The organism is Mycobacterium senriense (genome assembly GCF_019668465.1).
Taxonomy (GTDB): Bacteria; Actinomycetota; Actinomycetes; order Mycobacteriales; family Mycobacteriaceae; genus Mycobacterium; species Mycobacterium senriense.
On sequence record NZ_AP024828.1, the window covers coordinates 4,771,413 to 4,796,213 of the forward strand.

At 70.9% G+C, this 24,801-nt stretch carries 1 protein-coding gene (cut by a window edge); it reads right to left on the minus strand.

All coding sequences use genetic code 11. The features are described 5' to 3' along the window. Positions 1-24,801: the 3' portion of a non-ribosomal peptide synthase/polyketide synthase gene (locus MTY59_RS22390; protein WP_221043100.1), read on the minus strand. Its footprint extends 6,477 nt past the window's final position; 24,801 of the gene's 31,278 nt are visible here — the last part of the coding sequence; its start codon lies beyond the right edge, outside the window; its stop codon occupies positions 1-3.

Sequence of the window (24,801 nt, forward strand, 5' to 3'; positions counted from 1 at the left end):
TCATGACTTGGTGGGCGGGTCGTCGTCGCCGGATGCCGCGTTGAACCGTTCGTGCGGGGCAAGTTCGCGACGCCGCTCCGCACGGACCAGACGCCGGAGCTGTTCGCCGTACCTCTCGACCGAGTCGGCGGTCAGCATCTCGTTGTGCGTGCAGTCCACCTCGAACGTCAGGACGTCACCCGAGGCGTAGGGCTCCCACAAGCGGGCCAGCAGCGAACTGCGATCACTCTGATCCCGCACCGCCGAGAAGACGCTGAGGTCACCGTCGAAGAGCCTCGGTTCGTGGAGCCGGTACAGCTCGATGTTCTCGTTGAGGTTCCCGACCAGCAAATCGACGAGCTGTCGGTGGCGGGAGATGTCCACGACCCCCGACTCGCGCAGCAGTTCCGCCAGCTGCTCATCGGTGGGCGGACCGGTCTGTGCGCCGGTGCTGATGTTGTAGGCCCGCAACACGTCGTCGAGCACCTGCTGCTCGCTCAGCGCGTGCTCCGGCAGGGCAATGCCGTCGTCGATGCTGGGTTGCGCGTCGAGCAGGATCAGGCGCCCGATCACGCAGCCGCGGCGCTGCAGCTCGATGGCGATCTCGTGGGCGACGACGCCGCCGAACGACCAGCCCAGGATGTTGTAGGGACCGCCGGGATAGACCTCTTCGATCCGGTCGGCGTGCATCTCGGCCAGTTCGCGGATGGACCGCGGAGCGGTCTGGTCGGCCCGCCGGATTTGCTGGACGCCGAGGATCGCGCAGTCCACGTACTTTCCGAGAACCTGGTACGGCCAGCTCACCCCGCCCGCCGGGTGGATGCAGAACAGGGGCACACCGGACCCCTCCTTCAGGGTCTGCACCGGAACCACCTCGTCGGCGTCCGTCGCCTCGGCCTGCAGCCGCTCGCTCAATGCCTTGACGGTCGGCGCGTCGAACAGGGTGCGTACCGCCAGGTCAACGCCCAGTCTGGCGTTGATCGCGGCGACCACGCGCATCGCCGAGATGCTGTCGCCGCCCAGATCGAAGAACGAGTCGTCCACCCCGACCTGGTCGGCACCGAGGACCCGGGCGTAGATGTCCGCCAGGGCCCGCTCGGTGGCCGTGGACGGCGCCCGGTACCCGCTGCCGGTGTACTGCGCCGCCGGCAGGGCTCGCGTATCGAGTTTGCCGTTGGGCGTCAACGGGAGCGCATCGAGGGCGACGACCGCCGCCGGGACCATGTAGACCGGCAGCCGCGCGGCCAGCGCGGTGCGCGCCTCGCCCGGGTCGGCGGTCCCGGTGATGTACCCGACCAGACGCTTGACGCCGGGCCGGTCCTCGCGCGCGATCACCACTGCCTGGTCGACGTCGTCGAGCGCCGCCAACGCGGCCTGAACCTCGCCGAGTTCAATGCGGTAGCCGCGGATCTTGACCTGCTCGTCAGCGCGGCCGAAGTACTGCAGCTGCCCGTCGGCGCCCCAGCAGACCAGGTCCCCGGTCCGATACATGCGCGTTCCCGACGCCCCGAACGGGCACGCCACGAACCGCGACGCCGTCAGACCGGGTCGTCCGACGTACCCGGCGGCCACGCCGTCGCCGGCCACATACAGCTCGCCGACCACACCCGCGGGCACCGGCCGCAGCCACGGGTCGAGCACGAACAGGGCCGCGCCGTCCACCGGCGACCCGATCGGCGGCGTCCCGGAACCGCGCGTCAGCGGGGCGCTGATCGCCACGCACATGGTGGTCTCGGTCGGGCCGTAGGCGTTGACCATCACGCGGCCCGGCGCCCACCGGTCCACCACCTCGGCGGGGCAGGCCTCGCCGACGACGGCCAGCGCCATCGAGTCCAGCCCCTCGGGCGACAGCATCGCCACCGCCGACGGGGTCTGGGTCAGCACGGTGACCCCTTCGGCGACGAGCAGGGCTTGGAGGTCCTTCGGCGAGCGCGCCACCGACTCGGGCACCACGACCAGCCGCCCGCCGCGCAGCAGCGCGCCGAAGATCTCCCAGACCGAGACGTCGAAGGCGTACGAGTGACTCTGCGTCCACACGCCCACCCGCGGCAGGCCGGCGTCCAGGGACTCGAGCAGCTGGGTCACGCTGCGGTGGGTTATGGCGACGCCCTTGGGGACGCCGGTGGTGCCCGAGGTGTAGATGATGTAGGCGAGGCCGTCGGCCGGGGGTGCCGGCAGCGGCGTGGCCGCCTGGCCCTCGATCCGCGGGTCCTCGATGTCGATGACCGTCAGGTCGGTCCCGTTCAGCCGCGACCGCAGGCCCGCCGTGGTGACGGCGGCGATCGGCGCGGAGTCGTCGAGCATGAAGCGGATCCGGGTGCCCGGCGCCGCCGGGTCGATCGGCAGGTAGGCCGCCCCGGTCTTGAGCACCGCGAGGATCGCCACGATCGCCTGCACCGACCGCGAGAACAGCAGCGCCACAGACTCTCCGGGGCCCGCGCCCTGCTCGGTCAGCAGGCGGGCAAGCCGGTTGGCGGCCTCGTCGACCTCGCGGTAGGTCATCGACGTGCCGCCCCAGTTGACCGCCACCGCGTCGGGCCGGTCCGCGACCTGGGCGTCGAACAGGGCGGGAATCGACGGCAGCGCGAGCAACGGCCGGTCCAGCACCGCGCGGTTACCCATCTGGTCCAGGCGGGTGTGCTCCGGCGCGTCGAGCAGGTCCACCGCCGACAGCGGCCGGTCCGGATCGGCGGTCATCGCCAGCAGCACCCGCTCCAGCCGGTCGCTGAGCGCCTCGATGGTCGGCGTGTCGAAAACGCCGGTGTCGTACTCCACCCGCAGGCCCAGTTCCTGGCCGGACAGTGCCGCCTGCATGGTCAGCGGATAGTGGTTGCGCTCGAACATGTTGACGTCGGCGATCGCCAGTTCGTGGTCGACCGCCATCGCCGAGGCGTCCAGCGGGTAGTTCTCGTAGGCGAACAGGGTGTCGAAGAGCTTATGGTGACCGGTGATCCGGTGCATCTCGCTCAGCGCCAGGTGCTGATGGTCGAGCGTCTCGGCGTGACCGCGCTGCAGCTGGCCGAGCAGTTCGGTCGTGGTGGTCGCCGGCGTCATGTTGGCGCGCACCGGGACGGTGTTGATCATCAGACCCACCATCGATTCGGCGCCGACGACCTCGGCCGGCCGGCCCGACACGGTGGTACCGAAGGCGACGTCGTGCTGGCCGGTCAGCCAGGCCAGCAACTGTGCCCACGCACCCTGCAGCACGGTGCTGACCGTGGTGCGGCTGGAGCGCGCCAGCTCGCTGAGCGCCCGGGTGGTGTCCTCGGACAGGGCGAACGATTGCACGCCGCGGGCGCCGAACTCCAGCTGTTGCGGCGGCCCGACCAGCGTCGGGGTGTCGAAGCCGTTTAGCACCTCACCCCACGCCGCGCGCGCGGCGTCGAGGTCGCGGTCGGCCAGCCAGGTGACGAACCTGCGATACGGCGCGGGTGCGGGCAGCCGCTGCCCGGTGTAGCAGGCGAACGTCTCGTTCAGCAGGATCGGCACCGACCAGCCGTCCAGCACGATGTGGTGGATGGTGAGGACCAGCCGGTGCCGGTCGTCGCCCGTGCGCACCAGCGCGGCGCGGACGGCGGGCTGGTCGGCCAGGTCGTAGACTGCGGCGCGCTCGGCGGCGCACAGCCGCTGGATCTTCTCCTCGGGCTCGCTGCCGTTCGGCGTGAACTCGAGGTGCCGCCACACCATCGCGGGATTCGCCGGAATGATCTGGACCGGCTCGTCGAATTGGTCGCAGAATCGGGCCACCAGGTGCGGGTGCCGGCCGACCACCGTGTGCATTGCGTCGCGCAGCCGGTCGCCGTCCAGCGGACCGGTCAAAGTGAGATCCAGCTGCACGACGTACAGGTGGTCGTCGTTGCCCCGCGTGGTGTCGGCGTGGAAGAGCAGCCCCTCCTGCAGCGGGGTGAGCGGCAGCACGTCGGCGATCCGCAGCCGCCGCTCGAGCTCGTCGATCTGCTTCTGGTCCAGCCGGGCCGGGAGGATGTCCGACGGGGTCAGGCCGCCGCCGCCGGAGCGCACGTGGGCGCAGATGCCGGCCAGGGCCTCGAACCACAGCCGGCTCAGCCGGGTGACCTGCTCGCGGTCCAGCGCCGAGGCCGCCCACGTCCAGTTGGCGTGCAGCTGCGGGCCTTCCGCGGTGTCCATGGTGCCGGCGTTGAGGTCCACGGTGTGCATCAGCGGCATCGGCACCGCGGTGCTGGTGGCGGTGGCCGACGAGCCGTCCGCGCTGATCCGCCACAGCTCGTCGGAGAGCTCGGCGGCCGTACCGCCCAACCGGCCCAGGTAGTTGAACCCGATCGTCGGGTCGGCGCCGTCGAGGTCGACCTCGGTGTTCAGGTAGCGCAGCAACCCGTAGCTCAGCGGATCCGGCAGCGCGCGCAATTGCTCCTTGGCGTCCTTGATCAGCGCGCCCAGAATGGGTGCACCGGCGGTGACCTGCGCCCAGGACAGCCCGCCGACGTTCAGCGCCACCGGGTATTTGGTGGTGAACCAGCCCACGGTCCGCGACAGGTCCACGCCGGGGGCCAGCTCTTCGTGGCGGCCGTGACCCTCGACGTCGATGCCGATGGGGGTGCCGACGGCAACCTGGGGGCCCAGGAACTCGGCCCAGGCCAGCGCGAACCCGACCAGCAGGATGTCGTTGATGCCGGCGTGGAACGCGGCCGGCGCCTCGCCGAGCAGCGTGCGGGTGGTCTTCGCGTCCAGCGTCACCGACATGTTCTCGGCGGTCTCGTAGGTGTCGACCTCGGGCCGCACCGCCGGCAGGGCGGCCGGCGTCGCGGCGACCTGCCGCCAGGCGTCGGCCTGCGCGACCACGGCCGGCGACGACGCGTGCTCGGCGAGCAGCGCGGACCACCGGGCGAACGACGTTCCGCCGGGGGGCAGCGCGATCGGTTGCCCGTGGTGGTGCTGGCCCCAGGCGATGTTGAGGTCTTCCAGCAGCACTCGCCAGGACACGCCGTCGACGGCCAGGTGGTGAACGATCAGCACGAGCTGGCGGGTGGAGGCCACCCAGAGCGCGCTGAGCATCACCCCGGCGGCCGGGTTCAACCGCGACCGCGCCTCGATGACCGCCGCGTCGGACAGCTCGTCCACGGCGTGCACGCGCTGAGCCGCGTCGACCGAGCCCGGCTCGGGCACCTGCAGCGACCATTCGCCGGCGTCGTCCGCTGAACTGTCGACCCGCAGCCGCAGCATGGCATGCCGGTCCAGCAGGGCCTGCAACACCGTCACCACGTCGGCCTCGGTGACGCCGGCGGGTGCGGCCAGCACCATCGTCTGGTTGAACTGATCGACCGGGCCCTCGACGCTGCGCAGCCAGCGGATGATCGGCGTGGCAAAGATTTCGCCGACGCCCTCGTCCGCCACGCCGTACTCACCGTCGGTCACGCCCGCGACCCGGGCCAGCCGGGCCACGGTCTGCTCGGTGAAGATGTCGCGCGTGCGCAGCACCAGACCGGCAGCCCGCGCGCGGGTCACCACCTGCATCGAGGAGATGCTGTCGCCACCCAGGTCGAAGAAGGAGTCGTCGATGCCGACCCGGTCTACGCCCAGGACCTGGGCGTAGATGCCGGCCAGGGTCTCCTCGACGGGCGTGCCGGGTGCGCGATACCGGTCGGCGTCGCGGTATTCGGGTGCCGGCAGGGCCCGCACGTCGAGCTTGCCGTTGGGCGTCAGCGGCAGCTCGTCGAGCGCCACGATGGCGGCCGGAACCATGTAGGCCGGCAGGTGATCGGCCAGCCGGGTGCGGATCTCGGCCGGGTCCGCTCCCCCGGTGATGTAGCCGACCAGGCGCTTGTCCCCGGCCCGGTCCTCGCGGGCGATGACCACGCCCTGCTCCACGCCGTCCAGCGCGGACAGCGCCGAGCGCAGCTCGCCCAGTTCGATGCGGTAGCCGCGGATCTTGACCTGCTCGTCGGCGCGACCCAGGTACTGCAGCTGTCCGTCGCCGCCCCAGCGCACCAGGTCGCCGGTGCGGTACATGCGTGCGCCGGGCGCCCCGAACGGGCAGGCCACGAAGCGCGACGCGGTCAGCTCGGCGCGGCGCCAGTAACCGACCGCGACGCCGCCGCCGGCCACATACAGCTCGCCGACCACGCCGGGCGGTACCGGTCGCAGGGATTCGTCCAGGACGAACGCCGCGCCCCCGGGCACCGGGGAGCCGATGGGCACCACCGGCGATCCCGCCTGCAGCGGCGCGCTGACCGCGGCGTACACCGTCGCCTCGGTGGGGCCGTAGGCGTTGATCATCGCGCGGCCGGGGGCCCACCGGTCGACCAGCTCGGTCGGGCAGGCCTCACCGGCGACCACCAATGCCGCGGACTCGAGCCCCTCGGGCGATAGCACGTCGGCCGCGGACGGGGTCTGGCTGATCACGGTGACCTCTTCGACGATCAGCAGCGCGTGGAAGTCGTCCGGCGACCGGACCACGGAATCGGGGATGACCACCAGGCGTCCGCCCTGCAGCAGCGCACCGAAGATCTCCCAGACCGAAACGTCGAAGGCCAGCGAGTGCCACTGCGACCAGACGCCCTCGCGCGGCAGGCCGGACTCTCCCGACGCCAGCAGCTGCGCGACGTTGCGGTGCGCGACGGCAACGCCTTTGGGCACACCGGTGGTGCCGGAGGTGTAGATCAGGTAGGCGATGTCGTCGGTGTTCGGCGCCGGCAACGGGGTCGACGGCTGGGCGTCGACGGCGGGGTCGTTGACGTCGATGACGACGACGTGATGGCCGTAGAGCCGCTGCGCCAGCTCCGCGGTGCAGATGGCGACCATCGGCGCGGCGTCGGCGAGCATGAACCCGATCCGCTCGTCCGGCAGCCCCGGATCGATCGGCAGGTAGGCCGCCCCGGACTTGAGCACGGCCAGGATGGCCACGATGGCCTCGGCCGAGCGCGGGAACAGCAGCGCGACCCGCTCGCCGCGGCTGACTCCCAGCCCGGCCAGGCGGTGGGCCAGCCGGTTAGCGGCCTCGTCGAGTTCGCGATAGGTCCACGAGCGGTCGCCGCAGCGCAGCGCCACCGCGTCCGGGATGCGCGCCACCTGCTCGGCGAACAACGCCGGCACCGACGCGTCGGCGGTGGCGGGCGCGGTCAGCACCGCGCGGTTGCCGAGGGCGTCCAGGCGGGCATGCTCACGCTGGTCGAGCAGATCGACCGTCGACAGCGCGCGGGTGGGATCGGCCGTCATCGCCTCCAGGACGCGCTGCAGGCGCCCGATCAGCGTCCGGATGGTCTCCGCGTCGAACACGTCGGTGCGGAACTCCACCCGACCGCCGATTCCGGCGGGCTCGTTGTCCTCGGCCCAGCGCTCGGCCAGCGAGAACACCAGATCCATGCGGGCGACCTGGGTGTCCAGCGGTATCGACGTGACCTGCACGTCGCCCAGCGCCAGCCCGGCGCCCGGCTCGCTGTCCTGCCCGGCGAAGTTCTGCCAGGCCAGCATCACCTGCACCAGCGGGTGATGCGTCAGGCTCCGGGTCGGGTTGACCCGCTCCACCAGCACCTCGAACGGCACGTCCTGGTGCTCGAAGGCCTCCAGGCTGCGCGTGCGCACCCGGGTCAACAGCTCGGTGAAGGTCGGATCGCCGGCCAGGTCGACCCGCAGCACCAGCGTGTTGACGAAGAAGCCGACCAGGTCCTCGAGCGCGGGATCGCGCCGGCCTGCGATCGGGAAGCCGACCGCCACGTCGGTGCTGGCGCTGATCTTGGACAGCAGCACCGCCAGGGCGGCCTGCACCAGCATGAAGGTGGTGGAGTTGTACTCGCGGGCCAGCCCCGCGACCTGCTGCTGCAGGTCGGCCGGCCAGTCCACGTCGACGGCCGCACCGCGCTGGTCGGCGATCGGCGGGTAGGGCCGGTCGGTGGGCAGCTGCAACCGCTCCGGCATGCCGGCCAGCGCGTCCTGCCAGTAGGCCAGCTGCCCGGCGATGCGGCTGCCGCTGTCGGCGAGCTCGCCGAACTGGGCGCGCTGCCACAGCGTGTAGTCGACGTACTGCACGGCCAGCGGCTCCCAGTCCGGGGCGCGCCCGGCGCACCGGCTGGCGTATGCGATGCCCAGGTCGCGGACCAGCGGGCGCAGCGACCAGCCGTCCGCGGCGATGTGGTGCACCACGGCGACCAGCACGTACTCGTCGTCGTCGACGTGGAACAGCGATGCGCGCAACGGGATCTGGGTGGCCAGGTCGAAGGTCTCGCGGGCCGCGGCGTCGATGGCCTCGCGCAGCCGGCTCGCCGACCAGCCGCGGGCGTTGACGGTCCGCCAGGTCAGGTCGGCTTGCTCGACCGGGGTCACCACCTGCTGCGGCGTGTCATCGGTCGCGGCGAACACCGTGCGCAGGCTCTCGTGACGGGCCACCACGTCGGCCAGCGCCGCGCCCAGCGCCCGGACGTCGAGGCGTCCGTGCATCCGCAGCGCCGCCGCCATGTTGTACACCGGCGACGGTCCCTGCAGCTGGTCTAGGAACCAGAGCCGGCTCTGCGCGAACGACAGCGGGATGACCGCCGGCCGCTCGCCCGCCACCAGCGGGTCCAGCCGGGCGGTGTCCTCGCCGATGCGCGGCGCCAGTTGGGCGACCGTGGGCGACTCGAAGATGACGCGGACCGGGACGCCGACGTCCATGGCGCTGTTGACGGCCGCGATCACCCGCATCGCGGAGATGCTGTCGCCGCCGAGGTCGAAGAAGGAGTCGTCGACGCCGACGCGCTCGACACCGAGCACGTGGGCGTAGATGCCGGCCAGGATCTCCTCGGTGGGGGTGGTCGGCGAGCGGTACCCGGCCGCGGAGTATTCGGGGGCCGGCAGGGCGCGGATGTCGAGCTTGCCGTTGAGGGTCATCGGCAGCGCGTCGAGCATCACCACCGCCACCGGGACCATGTAGCCGGGCAGCCGTTCGGCCAGCTGCGCGCGGGCCGCGGCGGGATCGGCGGTGCCGGTGATGTAGCCGACGAGGCGCTTGTCGCCCGGCCGGTCCTCGCGGGCGATGACCACGGCCTGGTCGACGCCATCGAGCGCGGCCAGGGCCGAGCGGATTTCGCCGACCTCGATGCGGTAGCCGCGGATCTTGACCTGCTCGTCGGCGCGGCCGAGGTATTGCAGCTGGCCGTCCGGGCCCCAGCACACCAGGTCGCCGGTGCGATACATGCGCGTCCCGGGTTCGCCGAAGGGGCAGGGCACGAATCGGGTGGCGGTCAGCCCCGCCCGGCGGACGTACCCGTACGCGACGCCGAGACCGGCGACGTACAGCTCGCCGACCACTCCGGCCGCCACCGGGCGCAGCCACCCGTCCAGGACGAACAAGGCCGTCCCGGGCACCGAGGAGCCGATCGGCGGCGCCCCCGAGCCGGCGGCCAACGGTGTGCTCATCGACGAGAAGACCGTGGCTTCGGTCGGGCCGTAGACGTTGTGCATCGTCCGCCCCGGCGCCCAGCGGTCCACCAGCTCGGGAGGGCAGGGCTCGGCGCCGATCACCAGCGCCGCGGACTCCAGGCCCTGCGGCGACAGCATGCGCACCGCCGACGGCGTCTGGCTCAGCACGGTGACCTGCTCCGCGACCAGCAAGGCGTGGAATTCCATGGGCGAGCGGGCCACCGAATCCGGCACCACGACGAGCCGTCCGCCGTGCAGCAGCGCGCCCCAGATCTCCCAGACCGAGTAGTCGAACGCATACGAGTGGAACTGGGTCCACACCTGGTCGGCCGACAGCTCCACGCCGACGGCCGGCGCGTCGAACAGCCGGGTCACGTTGTGGTGGCTGACCGCCACCCCCTTGGGCATACCGGTGGTGCCCGACGTGTAGATGATGTGCGCGACGTGCTCGGGCGCCGGCGCCGGCAGGGCCGTGCGGGGCTGCCGCGCTACGGCGCGGTCGTTGATGTCGATGACGATCAGGTCGTGGCCGCCCAGCTTGTCCACCAGCGCCGCGACGGTGACCGCGGCCATCGGCGCGGTGTCGGTGAGCATGAAGTCGATGCGGGCCGCGGGCAGCGCCGGGTCGATCGGCAGGTAGGCCGCACCGGTTTTCAGCACCGCCAGGATGGCCACAATCGCGTCGGTCGACTTTCCGAACAGCAGTGCCACGGACTCGCCCGGGCCCACCCCACGCTCAATCAGCAAGTGCGCCAACCGGTTCGACTTCTCGTCGAGCTCCCGGTACGAGATGGACCGGCCCTCGAAGGTCACCGCCGCGGCGCGCGGACTGCGCGCCGCCTGCGCGGCGAACAGCGCCGGGATGGACGTCGGCGTGCTGGGCTGGGTCAGCACGGCCCGGTCAGCCCAGCCGTCCAGCCGGTTGTGTTCGGCGTCGTCGAGCACGTCGATCGAGGACAGTCGCCGCGCCGGCTCGGTGGTCATGACGACCAGCAGTCGGCGCAACCGCTCGATCAGCGTTGCGATGCGTGCCGCGTCGAAGACGTCGGTGTCGTATTCGACCTGCAGGCGCAGTTCCTTGCCGGGCTGGGCCTGCACTGTCAGCGGGTAGTGGGTGGATTCCCGCGTGGTGATGTCGGTGACGGCCAGCTCGTGGTCGGCCGACAGCGCGCTGGCGTCGATCGGATAGTTCTCGTAGGCGAACAGCGTGTCGAACAGCTGCTCCTGGCCGGTGATGCGATGGATCTCGTTGAGCGCCAGGTGCTGGTGGTCGAGCGTGTGGTTGTACGCGCCCTGCAGTTGGTCGAGCAGGTCGGCGGTGGTGGTGGTCGCGGTGATGTTCGCCCGCACCGGCACGGTGTTGATGAGCAGACCCACCATGGTGTCCGCGCCGACAATTTCGGCGGGACGGCCCGACACGGTGGTCCCGAACACGACGTCGCTCTGGCCGGTCAGGCCGCACAGCAGTTGCGCGAAGGCGGCCTGCAGCACGGTGTTGACGGTGGTGTGGCAGGAGCGGGCCAGGTCGGTGATGGACTGGCTGAGCTCGACGGGCAGCGCGAACGACTCGACGCTTTGCTGCCCCAGCTCGGTTCGGCCGTGGGGGCCGACGAGGGTGGGGCCGTCGAAGCCGGCGAACACCTCGGCCCAGGCGGTCCGGGCGGCGTCGAGGTCACGGGTGGCCAGCCAGTCGACGAAGGCGCGGTAGGGCGCGGCCGCAGGCAGGCGCTGCCCGTAGTAGCCGGCGAAGATCTCCCCCAGCAGGATCGGCATCGACCAGCCGTCCAGCACGATGTGGTGGTTGGTCAGCACCAGCCGGTAGTGGTCGGGTGCGGTGCGGATCAGCGCCACCCGGAAGGCCGGCTGCTCGGCGAGGTCGCCGCAGACGGCGGCGCGCTCGGCGGCGCACAGCCGCTGAATCCGCGCGTCGGTGTCGGCGTCGCCGTCCAGCTCGAGGTACTGCCAGGACGCGGCGGGGTCGGCCGGGATGATCTGGACGGGCTCGTCGAACTGGTCGCAGAAGCGGGCCACCAGGTTGGGATGCCGGCCGATCATCGTCTGCACCGCGTCACGCAGCCGATCGGAGTCGAGCGGGCCGGTGATGCTGATGGCCAGCTGTCCGGCATAGAGGTCGTCGGTCGCCAGTGCGGTGTTGGCGTGGAAGAGCAGGCCCTGCTGGACCGGGGTCAACGCCAGCACGTCGGCGATGCGGTGTTGCCGCGCAAGCTGATCGATCTGCTGTTGGCTCAGGCGGGCGGGCGCGATGTCCGACGGCGTCAGGCCGCCGCCGCCGGAGCGCACGTGCGCGCAGATGCCGGCCAGGGCCTCGAACCACAGCCGACCCAGCCGGGTGACCTGCTCGTCATTCAGCGCCGACGGCGCCCAGGTCCAGTTGGCGTGCAGCTGCGGGCCGTCCCCGGCCTCGACGGTGACCGCGTTCAGCTCGACGGTGTGCATCAGCGGCATGGGGATCGCGGTCGCCGCCCGGGTGACCGACCAGCCGTCGGGCTCCGGGCGCCACATGTCGTCGGTTACCTCGGCCGCACCGCCCTGGCGGCCCAGGTAGTTGAAGCCGATCGGCGGCTCCGGGGCCTCCAGGTCGACGTCGGTGTTCAGGTAGCGCAGCAGCCCGTAGCTCAACGGATCCGGCAGGGCCCGCAGCTGCTCCTTGGCGTCCTTGAGCACCGCGCCAAGCGCGGCGGCGCCGGAAGCGACCTGAGCCCACGAAACACCATGCACCGCAAGGGAAACCGGGTACTTCGTGGTGAACCAGCCCACGGTGTGGGACAAGTCGACGTCGCGGCCCAGTTCCTCGTGGCGCCCGTGGCCTTCGACGTCGATGCCGATCGGCGCACCGGAATCGCCGGCGAATTCCGCGCACGCCAGCCCGAACGCGATCAGCAGGATGTCTTGCACCCCGGCGTGGAACGCCGCCGGGACGTCACCGAGCAGCGCGCCGGTGGCCTCGGCGTCGAGCTCCATGGAGAGATGTCCGGCCGTGGCGAAGGTATCCACGTCGGGACGCACCGCGGGCAACGCGGCGGGCGTTGAAGCCACCCGCTTCCAGGTGTCGGCCTGATCCACCACGTCCGGGTGGTGCGCGTATTCAGCCAGCCGCGACGACCACCGGGCGAACGAGGTGCCCGCCACGGGCAGCGACACCGGCTGCCCGCTGTGATGCTGAGCCCACGCGATGTTCAAGTCCTGCAACAGGATTCGCCAGGACACGCCGTCGACGGCCAGGTGATGAACGATCACGACCAGTTGGCGGGTGGCGTTCGCCCATACCGCGCTGAGCATTACGCCGGCGGCCGGGTTCAACCGCGACCGCGCCTCGATGACCGCCTCGTCGGACAGGTTGTCCACCGCGTGCAGGCACGCGCGCGCGTCCACCGAGCCGGGCTCGGGCACCGCCAGCGACCAGCCGGCGGCGGCGTCCTTGTCGACGTGCAGCCGCAGCACGGGGTGGCGATCCAGCAGGGCCTGCAGCACCGTGACGACGTCGGCCTCGGTGGCCGACGCAGGGGCCCGCACCAGCATGGTCTGGTTGAACTGATCGACCTGTCCGCCAGCGCTTTCCACGTCCTGCAGCCACCGGATGATCGGCGTCGCCTGCACCGGCCCGAGGCCCTCGTCGGCCACGGCGGATTCGGCGTCGACCACTTCGGCCACCCGGGCCAGCCGGGCCACGGTCTGCTCGACGAAGATGTCGCGCGTCTTGCACACCAGGCCGGCGGCCCGCGCCCGCGTCACTACCTGCATCGACGAGATGCTGTCGCCGCCCAGGTCGAAGAAGGAATCGTCGACGCCGACGCGCTCGAGGCCGAGCACCTGGGCGAAGATTCCGGCCAGGATTTCTTCAATGGCGTTGTCGGGGGCGCGATACCGGTCCGCGTCCTGATAGTCCGGCGCGGGCAGGGCACGCGTGTCGAGCTTGCCGTTGGGGGTGAGCGGCAGGGCCTGCATCACCACCACGGCGGTCGGGATCATGTACCCCGGCAGCCGCTCGGCCAGCGCGGCACGTACCGCGGCCGGGTCGGCGGTGCCGGTGACATAACCGACGAGGCGCTTGTCACCGGGGCGGTCCTCGCGGGCCACCACGACCGCCTGCTCGACGCCGTCCACCCACGCCAGTGCCGCGCGCACCTCGCCGAGTTCGATGCGGTAGCCGCGGATCTTGACCTGCTCGTCGGCGCGGCCCAGGTAGTCCAGCTGCCCGTCCGCGCGCCAGCGCACCAGGTCACCGGTGCGGTACATGCGCGAGCCGGGGCCGCCGAACGGGCAGGCCACGAAGCGCGATGCGGTCAGGCCGGACCGCTGCCAGTAGCCGCAGGCCACGCCGGCGCCGGCCACGTACAGCTCGCCGACCACGCCCGGGGGCACCGGCCGCAGCCATTCGTCGAGCACGAACGACGCCGCGCCCGGCACCGGGGAGCCGATCGGCACCACGCCCGGTGCTCCCGCCTCCAGCGGCGCGCTGATGGCGGCGTAGACCGTGGCTTCGGTGGGGCCGTAGGCGTTGATCATCGCCCGGCCCGGCGCCCACCGGTCCACCAGTTCGGACGGGCAGGCCTCACCGGCGACCACCAGCGTGACCGACTCCAGCCCGGTGGGCGAGAGCGCCCCGGCCGCGGACGGGGTCTGGCTGAGCACGCTGACCTGTTCGTCGACCAGCAGGGCGTGCAGGTCTTCCGGTGAGCGCGCAACCGATTCGGGCACCACGACCAGCCGGCCGCCGTGCAGCAGCGAGCCGAAGATCTCCCACACCGAGACGTCGAAGGCCAGCGAATGCCATTGCGACCACACGCCGGTGCGCGGCAGTCCCGAATCGCCGGACGTCAGCAGCTGGGTGACGTTGCGATGCGTGACGGCAACGCCTTTGGGGACACCGGTGGTGCCCGAGGTGTAGATCAGGTAGGCGAGGTTCTCGGCGCCCGGGGCGGGCAGCGCGGTGGTGGGCTGGGTGTCGATGGCGGGGTCGTTGACGTCGATGACCTTGACGTCGTGGCCGTCGAACCGGTCGGTCAGCTCCGCGGTGGTGATGGCGGCGATCGGGGCGGCGTCGCGGAGCACGAATCCGATCCGGGATTCGGGCAGCGCCGGGTCGATCGGCAGGTAGGCCGCCCCGGACTTGAGCACGGCCAGGATGGACACGATCGCCTCGGCCGACCGCGAAAACAGCAGCGCCACAGTTTGTCCCGGAGCGGCGCCGTGCGCCGTCAGGCTGTGCGCCAGCCGGTTCGACGCCTCGTCCAGCTCGCGGTAGGTCAGCGAACGGCCGTCGCAGACCAGGGCGACGGCATCCGGGGTGCGGGCCGCCTGGGCGGCGAACAGCGCGGGGATGGAATCGGTGTGCATCGCCGATCCGGTCAGCGCGGCGCGGTTGCCGATCTCGTCGAGCCGGGCGTGTTCGGCCTCGTCGAGCAGGTCGACCGACGAGACCGGCTGCGCGGGATCGGTGGTCATCGCGAGCAGCACGCGCCGCAACCGGTCGATCAGCGCCTGGATGCTGGCCGCGTCGAAGACGTCGGTGCGGAATTCGACGGTGCCGCCGATCCCGTCGGGCTCACCGCCGTCGGTCCAGCGCTCGCCCAGCGAGAACGTCAGGTCCATGCGGGCGGTTTGGGTGTCCACCGGCATAGGCGTGACGTCGACGTCGCCCAGCGACAGCCCGGCCGCGGGGCCGCTGTCGTGCACGGCGAAGTTCTGCCAGGCCAGCATCACCTGCACCAGCGGGTGATGCGTCAGGCTCCGGGTCGGGTTGACCCGCTCCACCAGCACCTCGAACGGCACGTCCTGGTGCTCGTAGGCGGACAGGCTGCGCTGGCGCACCTGCGACAGCACCTCGGCGAAGGTGGCGTCACCGGCCACGTCGACGCGCAACACCAGGGTGTTGACGAAGAAGCCCACCAGCTCGTCGAGCGCTGGGTCGCGCCGGCCGGCGATCGGGAAGCCCACCGCCACATCGGAATTGGCGCCGATCTTGGACAACAGCACCGTCAGCGCGGTCTGGACGACCATGAAACTGGTGGCGTTGTGCTGGCGCGCCACTTCGCCGACGCGCCGCTGCAGCTCGGTCGGCCAGTCGATTTCGACCGTGGCGCCGCGCTGGTCGGCCACCAGCGGGTAGGGCCGGTCGGTGGGCAGCTGCATCCGCTCGGGCATCCCGGTGAGGGCTTCTTCCCAGTAGGACAGCTGGGCGGCGATGCGGCTGTTGCCGTCGTCCAGATCGCCGAATTGCGCGCGCTGCCACAGCGTGTAGTCGACGTACTGCACCGGCAGCGGCGTCCAGTCGGGGCCGCGTCCCGCGGCCCGGCTGGCATACGCAACCCCCAGGTCGCGCACCAGCGGGGTGATGGACATGCCGTCGGCGGCGATGTGGTGCACCACGGCCACCAACACATGCTGATCGTCGCGGAGCCGGAAAAGCTCCGCCCGCAACGGGATTTGGGCCGACAGGTCGAAGGTGTAGCGGGCCGTGTCGCCGATCGCCTCTTCCAGGTGGCTTTCCGACCAGCCGCCGGCGTCGACGACCTCCCAGCCGAAATCGGCCTTGTCCGCGGGGATTACCACCTGCTGCGGGGTTCCCTCTGGGGCCGCGAACAGGGTGCGCAGGCTCTCGTGGCGGGCCACCACGTCGCCCAGCGCCGCACCGAGTGCGTCGGCGTCGAGCCGGCCGTCCAGCCGCAGCGCGGCCGCCATGTTGTAAACCGGTGAAGGACCTTGCAATTGATCGAGGAACCACAACCGGTTCTGCGCGAACGACAGCGGGACGACCGCGGGTCGCTCACCGGCCGTCAGCGGGTCCAGTCCCGTTCCGCCTTCACCGATCCGGGGCGCCAGCTGGGCCACCGTGGGCGCCTCGAACACGACGCGCACCGCGAGGCCGGCGTCCAGGCTCGCGTTGATCGCGGCGATCAGGCGCATGGCGGAGATGCTGTCGCCGCCGAGGTCGAAGAAGGAGTCGTCGACGCCGACCCGTTCGACGCCGAGGATTTCGGCGTAGATGCCGGCCAAAATCTCCTCGGTGGGGGTTTCCGGGGCGCGGTATTCACCGGCGGTGTATTCGGGCGCCGGCAGGGCGCGAGTGTCGAGTTTGCCGTTGGCGGTCAACGGAAATGCGTCGAGTGCCATCACCGCGGCCGGGACCATGTAGGCGGGCAGCCGTTCGGACAGCGCGGTGCGCACCGAGGTCGCGTCGGCGCTGCCGGTGATGTAGCCGACGAGGCGCTTGTCACCGGGGCGGTCTTCGCGGGCGATGACGACGGCCTGGTCGACGCCATCGAATCCGGCCAGCGCGGACTGGATTTCGCCGAGTTCGATGCGGTATCCGCGAACCTTGACCTGCTCGTCGGCGCGCCCGAAGTACTGAAGTTGGCCGTCGGTGTTCCACCGCACCAGGTCGCCGGTGCGGTACATGCGGGTGCCGGCTCCGCCGAACGGGCAGGCGACGAACCGCGACGCGGTCAGGCCGGGGCGGCCGACATATCCCGCGGCCACACCGGATCCGGCGACGTACAGCTCGCCGACGGCGCCGGGCGGCACCGGCCGCAACGACTCGTCGAGCACGAACAGCGCCGCGCCCGGCACCGGCGACCCGATCGGCACCGGCCCGTTGGCGGCCGAGCCCGGCGCCAGGGGCGCGCTGATGGTCACGCACATGGTGGTCTCGGTCGGGCCGTAGGCGTTGACCATGACCCGTCCGGGCGCCCACTGATCCACCACCTCGGCCGGGCAGGCCTCACCGGCCATGACCAGCGACACCGATTCCAGGCCCTCGGGCGAAAGCATCGCCACCGCCGACGGGGTCTGGGTCAACACGCTGACTTCCTGGGCGACCAGGACGTCGTGCAGGTCTTGCGGTGAACGCGCGACGGATTCGGGCACCACGACCAACCGGCCACCGCGCAGCAACGCGCCGAAGATCTCCCACACCGAGACGTCGAACGCGAGCGAGTGGCTTTGCGACCACACCCCCGCCGCCGGCAGGCCCGCGTCCAGCGAGCCCAGCAGCTGAGTCACGTTGCGGTGAGTGATGGCAACGCCTTTGGGCACACCGGTGGTGCCCGAGGTGTAGATCAGGTAGGCGACACCGTCCGCGCTCGGCAGCGGCAGCCCCGTTTCGGGCAGGGTGTCGATGCATCGATCGTCGACGTCGACGACGGAAACGTCATACCCGTCGAACCGCCCGGCCAGGTCGGCGGTGGTGACCGCGGCGACCGGCTTGGCGTCGCCGAGCATGAACTCGATGCGCGTGTCCGGCGAGGAGGGATCGATCGGCAGGTAGGCCGCCCCGGTCTTGAGCACCGCCAGGATCGACGCGATCGCCTCGGCCGACCGCGAAAACAGCAGCGCCACAGTCTGTCCCGGGCCAGCGCCGCGCTCCACGAGGTAATGCGCCAACCGGTTCGACGCCTCGTCCAGCTCGCGGTAGGTCACCGAGAGGCCCTCACACACCAGCGCGACGGCGTCCGGCGCGGCGGCGACGTGGGTGGCGAACAGTTCGGGCACCGACGCGGCTGCGTTGCCCGGCCGGGTCAGAACGCCGTTGTTGCCCAGCTCTTTCAGGCGGGCGTGCTCGGACTCGTCGAGCAGGTCCACCGACGACAGCGGGTGGGTGGGATCGGCGGTCATCGCGGTCAACACCCGCTGCAACCGCGCGATGAGAGTCTCGATGGTGGCCGCGTCGAACACGTCGGTGCGGAATTCGACCCGGCCGCCGATGCCGGCGGCCTCGCCGGCGGCGTTCCAGCGCTCGGCGAGTGAGAACACCAGGTCCATGCGGGCCGACTGGTCCTCCACCGGCACGGAGGTGACCTCGAGGCCGCCCAGCGCCAGACCGGCGGCCGGGTCGTCGTGGCCGGCGAAGTTCTGCCAGGCCAGCATCACCTGCACCAGCGGGTGGTGCGTCAGGCTCCGTCTCGGGTTGACCCGCTCCACCAGCACCTCGAACGGCACGTCCTGGTGCTCGAACGCCGCCAGGCTGCGCGCCTGTACGCGCTCCAGCAGTTCGCTGAAGCTGGGGTCGCCGGCCAAGTCGACGCGCAGCACCAGGGTGTTGACGAAGAACCCGACCAGTTGGTCGAGGGCGGGATCGCGCCGCCCGGCGATCGGGAAGCCCACCGCCACATCGGAACTCGCGCCGATCTTGGACAGCAGCACCGCCAGGGCGGCCTGCACCACCATGAAGCTGGTCGCGTTGTGCTCGCGAGCCAGTCGGCGCACCCGCTCCTGCAGCTCGGCCGGCCAGTCCACGACCACACTGTCGCCGCGCTGATCGGCCACCGGCGGGTAGGGCCGATCGGTGGGCAACTGCAGCCGTTCGGGCATTCCGGCCAGCGCCTGCTCCCAGTAGGCCAGTTGGCTGCCGATGCGGCTGGTGCTGTCGTCGAGGTCACCGAATTGGGCCCGCTGCCACAGCGTGTAATCGATGTACTGCACCGACAATTCGGCCCAGCCGGGGGCCTGTCCGGCGCACCGGCTGGTGTAGGCCACGCTCAGATCGGCGCCCAGCGGCGTCAGCGACAGGCCGTCCGCGGCGATGTGGTGCACCACGATCACCAGCACGTGTTCGTCCTGGGCGACCGCGAAAAGCTGTGCCCGTATGGGGATTTCGGCTGCCAGGTCGAATGTGTAGCGGGTCGCCGCCTTGATGGCGTCGTCCAGCTGGCCGGCCGACCATGCGGTGGCGTCCACGACGTCCCAGCCGAATTCGGCGCGCTCGACGGGCACCACCACCTGCTGGGGGGTTCCCTCGTGCGCCGGGAACAGGGTGCGCAGGCTTTCGTGGCGGCTCACCACGTCGGCCAGCGCCGCGCCCAGGGCGGCGGAGTCGAGCTGCCCGCGCAGCCGCAGCGCGGCCGCCATGTTGTACAGCGGTGAGGGGCCCTGGAACTGGTCGATGAACCACAACCGGTTCTGCGCGAACGACAACGGGACCACCGCGGGCCGCTCACCGGCCACCAGCGGCTCCAGGCCGCCCGCGCTTTCAACGACGCGCGGCGCCAACTGCGCGACGGTGGGCGCCTCGAAGACGACCCGCACCGGAAGGTCGCTTTGCAGCACGGCATTGATCGCGGTGACCAGGCGCATGGTGGACAGCGAATCGCCACCCAGGTCGAAGAACGAGTCGTCGACGCCGACGCGTTCGACATTGAGCACCCGGGCGTAGATGCCGACCAGGATCTCCTCGACCGCGGTGCTCGGGGCGCGGTAGTTGTCCACGGCCCGGTACTCCGGCGCGGGCAGGGCGCGGGCGTCGAGCTTGCCGTTGACCGTGACGGGCAGCGCGTCGAGCACCACCACCGCGGCCGGGACCATGTAGGCCGGGAGCCGCTCGGCCAGCGCGGCGCGCGCCGGGCCGGGGTCGGCCGATCCGGTGACGTAACCCACCAGGCGCTTGTCGCCGGGGCGGTCCTCGCGGGCGACGACGACGGCCTGCTCGACGCCGTCGAGCGCGGACAGCGCGGCCTGGATTTCGCCGAGTTCGATGCGGTAGCCGCGGATCTTGACCTGCTCGTCGGCGCGGCCGAGGTAGCGCAGCTGTCCGTCCGGGCCCCAGCAGACGAGGTCGCCGGTGCGGTACATGCGGGTGCCGGGTTCGCCGAACGGGCAGGCCATGAACCGCGACGCGGTCAGCCCGGGGCGACGCCAATACCCGGCGCCGACGCCCTGGCCGGCCAGATACAGTTCGCCCACCACGCCGGGCGGCACCGGGCGCAGCCACTCGTCCAGCACGAAGAACGCCGCCCGCGTCACCGGCGATCCGATCGGCGGGAATCCCGTCCCGGCCTGCAGCGGCGTGCTCTTGCAGGCCCACATCGTGGTCTCGGTCGGGCCGTAGACGTTGACCATCACCCGGTCCGGCGCCCAGCGGTCGACCAGCTCGGGCGGGCAGGGCTCGGCGCCGATCACCAACGACGTCCCGTCCAGGCCGTCGGTGGCCAACAGTCCCACCGCCGAAGGGGTTTGGGTCAGCACCGTGACGCCCTCGCGTACCAGCAGGGCGTGGAACTCTTCGGGTGAGCGGGCCACCAAGTCCGGTACCACCACCAGGCGCCCGCCGTGCAGCAGGGCACCCCAGATCTCCCAGACCGAGAAGTCGAAGGCGTACGAGTGGAACTGCGTCCACACCTGGTCGGCCGACAGGGCGAATCCGAGGCGCAGGTCGTCGAACAGCTGCGCGACGTTGTGTTGGGTGACCGCAACGCCTTTAGGCACACCGGTGGTGCCGGAGGTGTAGATGATGTGGGCCAGGTCGGAGGGCGCCGGCGCGGGCGGCGCGGTGCTGGGCTGCGTCGCGACCGCGGGGTGGGCCACGTCGATGACGATCAGGTCGAAGCCGTCGAACCTGCCGGCCAGGTCGGCGGTGGTGACCGCGGCCATCGGCGCGGCGTCGGTCAGCATGAACTCGACGCGGGTGGCCGGCAGCGCGGGGTCGATCGGCAGGTACGCCGCCCCGGACTTGAGCACCGCCAGGATCGACACGATCGCCTCGGCCGAACGCGAGAACAGCAGCGCGACAAACTCTCCCGGGCCGGCGCCGCGGTCGATCAGGACGTGCGCCAATTGGTTGGCGGCCTCGTCGAGCTCGCGGTATGTCATCGACCGGTCCTGGAACGTCAGCGCCACCGCGTCCGGAGTGCGGGCCGCCTGCGCGGCGAACAGCCCCGCGACCGTCACGGGTTCCATCGGCTCGGCCAGGACGGCCTCGTTGCCCCACGTCGAAAGTTGGGCGTGCTCGGCGGTATTCAGCAGATCCACCGAGGACAACCGCCGCTCGGGCTCGGCGGTGACGGCGGTCAAGAGCCGCTGCAGTCGTTCGATCATCGCCTCGACGGTGTCCGCATTGAACACGTCGGTGCGGTATTCAGCCGTGACGGCGATGCCGGCCCGCTGCCCGGCCTCGGTGAAGCGTTCGGCCAGTGAGAACGTCAGGTCCATGCGAGCGGTGTCGGTGTGCACCGGCATCGGGGTGACCTGCAGATCGCCCAGCGCCAGCCCGGCCGCGGGGGTGCTGACCTCGCCGGGGAAGTTCTCCCAGCCCAACAGCACCTGAATCAGCGGGTGGTGGGTCAGGCTTCGGGTGGGGTTGAGGCGCTCCACCAGCAGTTCGAACGGCACGTCCTGGTGTTCGAAGGCGGCCAGGCTGCGCTTGCGCACCTGGGCCAGCAGCTCGGCGAACGTGGGATCCCCGGCCACGTCGACCCGCAACACCAGGGTGTTGACGAAGAACCCGATCAGCTCGTCGAGCGCGGGCTCGGACCGCCCGGCAATTGGAAAGCCCACTGCCACATCGGTACTGGCGCTGATCTTCGAGAGCAGAGCAGCGAACGCCGCCTGGATCACCATGAAGCTGGTCGCGTTGTGCTCGCGCGCCAACCGGTTCACCTGTTGCTGCAGCTCCGTCGGCCAGTCCACCGCCAGGCGAGCGCCGCGGTGGTCGGCGACTTGCGGGTAGGGCCGGTCGGTGGGCAGCTGCAGGCGTTCGGGCAGCCCGGCAAGCGTGTCCGCCCAGAAGTCCAGTTGGGCGGCGATGCGGCTGTTGCTGTCTTCCACATCGCCGAGATGCGCGCGCTGCCATAGCGTGTAGTCCACGTATTGCACCGCCAACGGCGCCCAGTCCGGGGCGTGCCCCGCGCACCGGCTGGCGTATGCCACCCCCAGGTCACGCGCGAACGGCGTGATCGACCAGCCGTCGGCGGCGATGTGGTGCACCGCGACCACCAGCATGTGTTCGTTGTCGCTGAGAGTGAAGAGCTCTGTGTGCAAAGGGCTTTCACTGGACAGGTCGAAGGCGTACTGGGCCGCCGCCGACATACGTTGGCGTAGCCGGTCTTCCGCCCACCCGCGCGCATCCACGACGTCGCAGGCAAAGCCGATCTGCTCGGCGGGAATCACCACCTGCTGCGGGATCCCGTCGGTCGCCGCAAACACCGTGCGCAGGCTTTCGTGGCGGCCCACGACATCGGCCAGCGCCGCGGCGAGGGCGGCGGAGTCCAGGTGCCCGCGCAGCCGCAGCGCGACGGTGACGTTGTAAATCGGTGAGGGCCCTTGGAATTGGTCGATGAACCACAACCGGGTCTGGGCGAACGACAGCGGAATCACCGCCGGGCGCTCCCCCGCCACCAACGGCTCCGGACGATCGGCGTCGCCGCTGGCCAGGAGCGCCAACTCCGCGGCCGTCGGTGCCTCGAATACCGCCCGCACGCCAAGGTTGGAGTTCAGAGCCGTGTTCACGGCGGCGATCAGGCGCATCGCCGACAAGGAGTCCCCGCCCAGGTCGAAGAACGAGTCGTCGACGCCCACCCGCTCCAGCCCGAGCACCTGGGCGTAGATGCCGACCAGGATCTCCTCGGCCGCGGTGGCCGGAGCGCGGTAACGATCCACGTCCTGGTATTCCGGCGCCGGGAAGGCTTTGCGGTCGAGCTTGCCCGACGAGGTCATCGGGAATTCCTCAAGCGCCACAATGTGTGTCGGAACCATGTATTCCGGCAGCCAGGCGCTCAGCCGCTCGCGCACCTCGCCGATCTTGGTGTTGGTGCGGGGGTCGTTGGCGTGGCTGGTGCGCCGTCGAGCTCCTGAGGGAGGCAGGTAGAGATCGGTCAGGGGTCCGGCGTCGGCGGCGTCGACGAAAACCGCGCTGAGCGTGCCGGGTTGGGCACCCCAGGTCACCGCGACGCGATACCCGACGGATTCACCGACGCGGTGTAGCTCTTCGGCGACGGCGGCGTCGGAGACCGAGCCGGCTTGGGCAATCGCGTCGGCCACGGGCAGTCCCTCGGCGAGCGCTGTTTCGACGCGGACGTCGGTGATGACCCCGGCGTGCGGGATGTCGGTGACCCGGACGACGGCGTGACGTTGGGACGCCAACACGTCGCGCAGCCCGTCCATGCCCGCGCATTGGCTCCACGACCAGGTGGGTGCGTCGGCGACGGAGCGCACGGGTGCGGGCGCTTTGCGGATGACGATGTCGTAGCGGTATCGGTTCAGTTCGTTGTCGGCGAATCCGCGTTTGACTTGAATGTCGATGCCGCCGGCCGACGGGCAGTTGACCGCCCAGGTGGTGAAAAACTCTGGGGCCAAGAGTAATTCGGTTTCACCGAGCATGGCGTGGCGCACCCGCTGGCGAAGCTCGGCGGCCTCGGTAACGGCGGTACCGCCCCTGGCCAGCGCGATCGCCGTCTGGAACGCGCCCTGCAGGCTGTGGTTACGGACGTCGCCGATGAACACCGCCCCGCCGGGTGCCAGCAGCTCCATGGCGTTGTCGATGACCTCGGCCAGGTATCCCGCATTCGGAAAATACTGAACGACCGAGTTCAAGATGATCGTGTCGAAGTGGCCGCGCGGCAGTCCGTCGGTGACGTGGGCCGGCTGGGTCAGCAGCTGTACCCGCTCGCGCCAGGGGAGCTGCAGTTGCTCCATCGAGCGAGCCAGGTTCTCGATCGCCACCGGCGAGAAATCGGTGGCCAGGTACTCCTCGGACTGCGGGGCGATCTGCGACAGTAGCAACCCCGAACCCGCGCCGATCTCCAGCACTCGCCGCGGCTGCAGCGACATGATCCGATCGACTGTGGCGGAACGCCATTCGACCATCTCCTCGAGCGGGATCGCGTCGCCGGTGTAGCTGCTGTTCCAGCCGCGGAAGTCCTCGCCGAAGCCGGCCGCCAGGTCGGCGCCGTAGAGATCGTCGTAAAGGTGTTGCCACTCTTCGACGTTGTCCTCGTCGCGGTCGGCGCTGACTGTGTGGTCGAGCGTGACGTAGGCGACCAGATGAGAACCGGTGTTACTGTCCAGCACCGTGACGGCGGCCTGGGTGACCTGCGGGCAGGCCAGCAGCGTGTTCTCGATCTCGCCCAACTCGATGCGCTGGCCGCGCAGTTTGATCTGGTTGTCGGCGCGACCGACAAAGTCCAGGTCCCCGTCGCGGGTCCAGCGCACCAGGTCGCCGGTGCGATACATGCGCGACCCGGCGCCGCCGAATGGGTTGGCCACGAACCGTTCCGCGGTGAGGTCCATCCGGCCCAAGTAGCCGTGGCCCAACGCCGGCCCGCTCAGATACAACTCGCCCACCACGCCGACCGGAACCGGCTTCAGCCAAGCGTCGAGCACGACCGCGCAAACGCCCGGCAGTGGCGTGCCGATGCGCACCGGACCGTCAGCCGTCAGCGGCGTGCTGGAGGTGACCCAGATGGTGGTCTCGCTCGGGCCGTAGACATTGAACATGCGGCGCCCGGGCGCCCAGGCAACCACCAATTCCTTCGGGCACGCCTCGCCGCCCACCATCAGCTTGTCGAAGCCGGCCAGCCGGGCGCGATCCAGCGACGACAGCACCGTCGGCGTCAGGAATGCCGCACTGACGCGCTGGCTTTGCAGCAAGGCGGTCAGCGGCTCGCCGGCGTACACCTGCGGCGGCGCCACCACCAGCGCGGCCCCCGACGCCGCTGCCAGCAC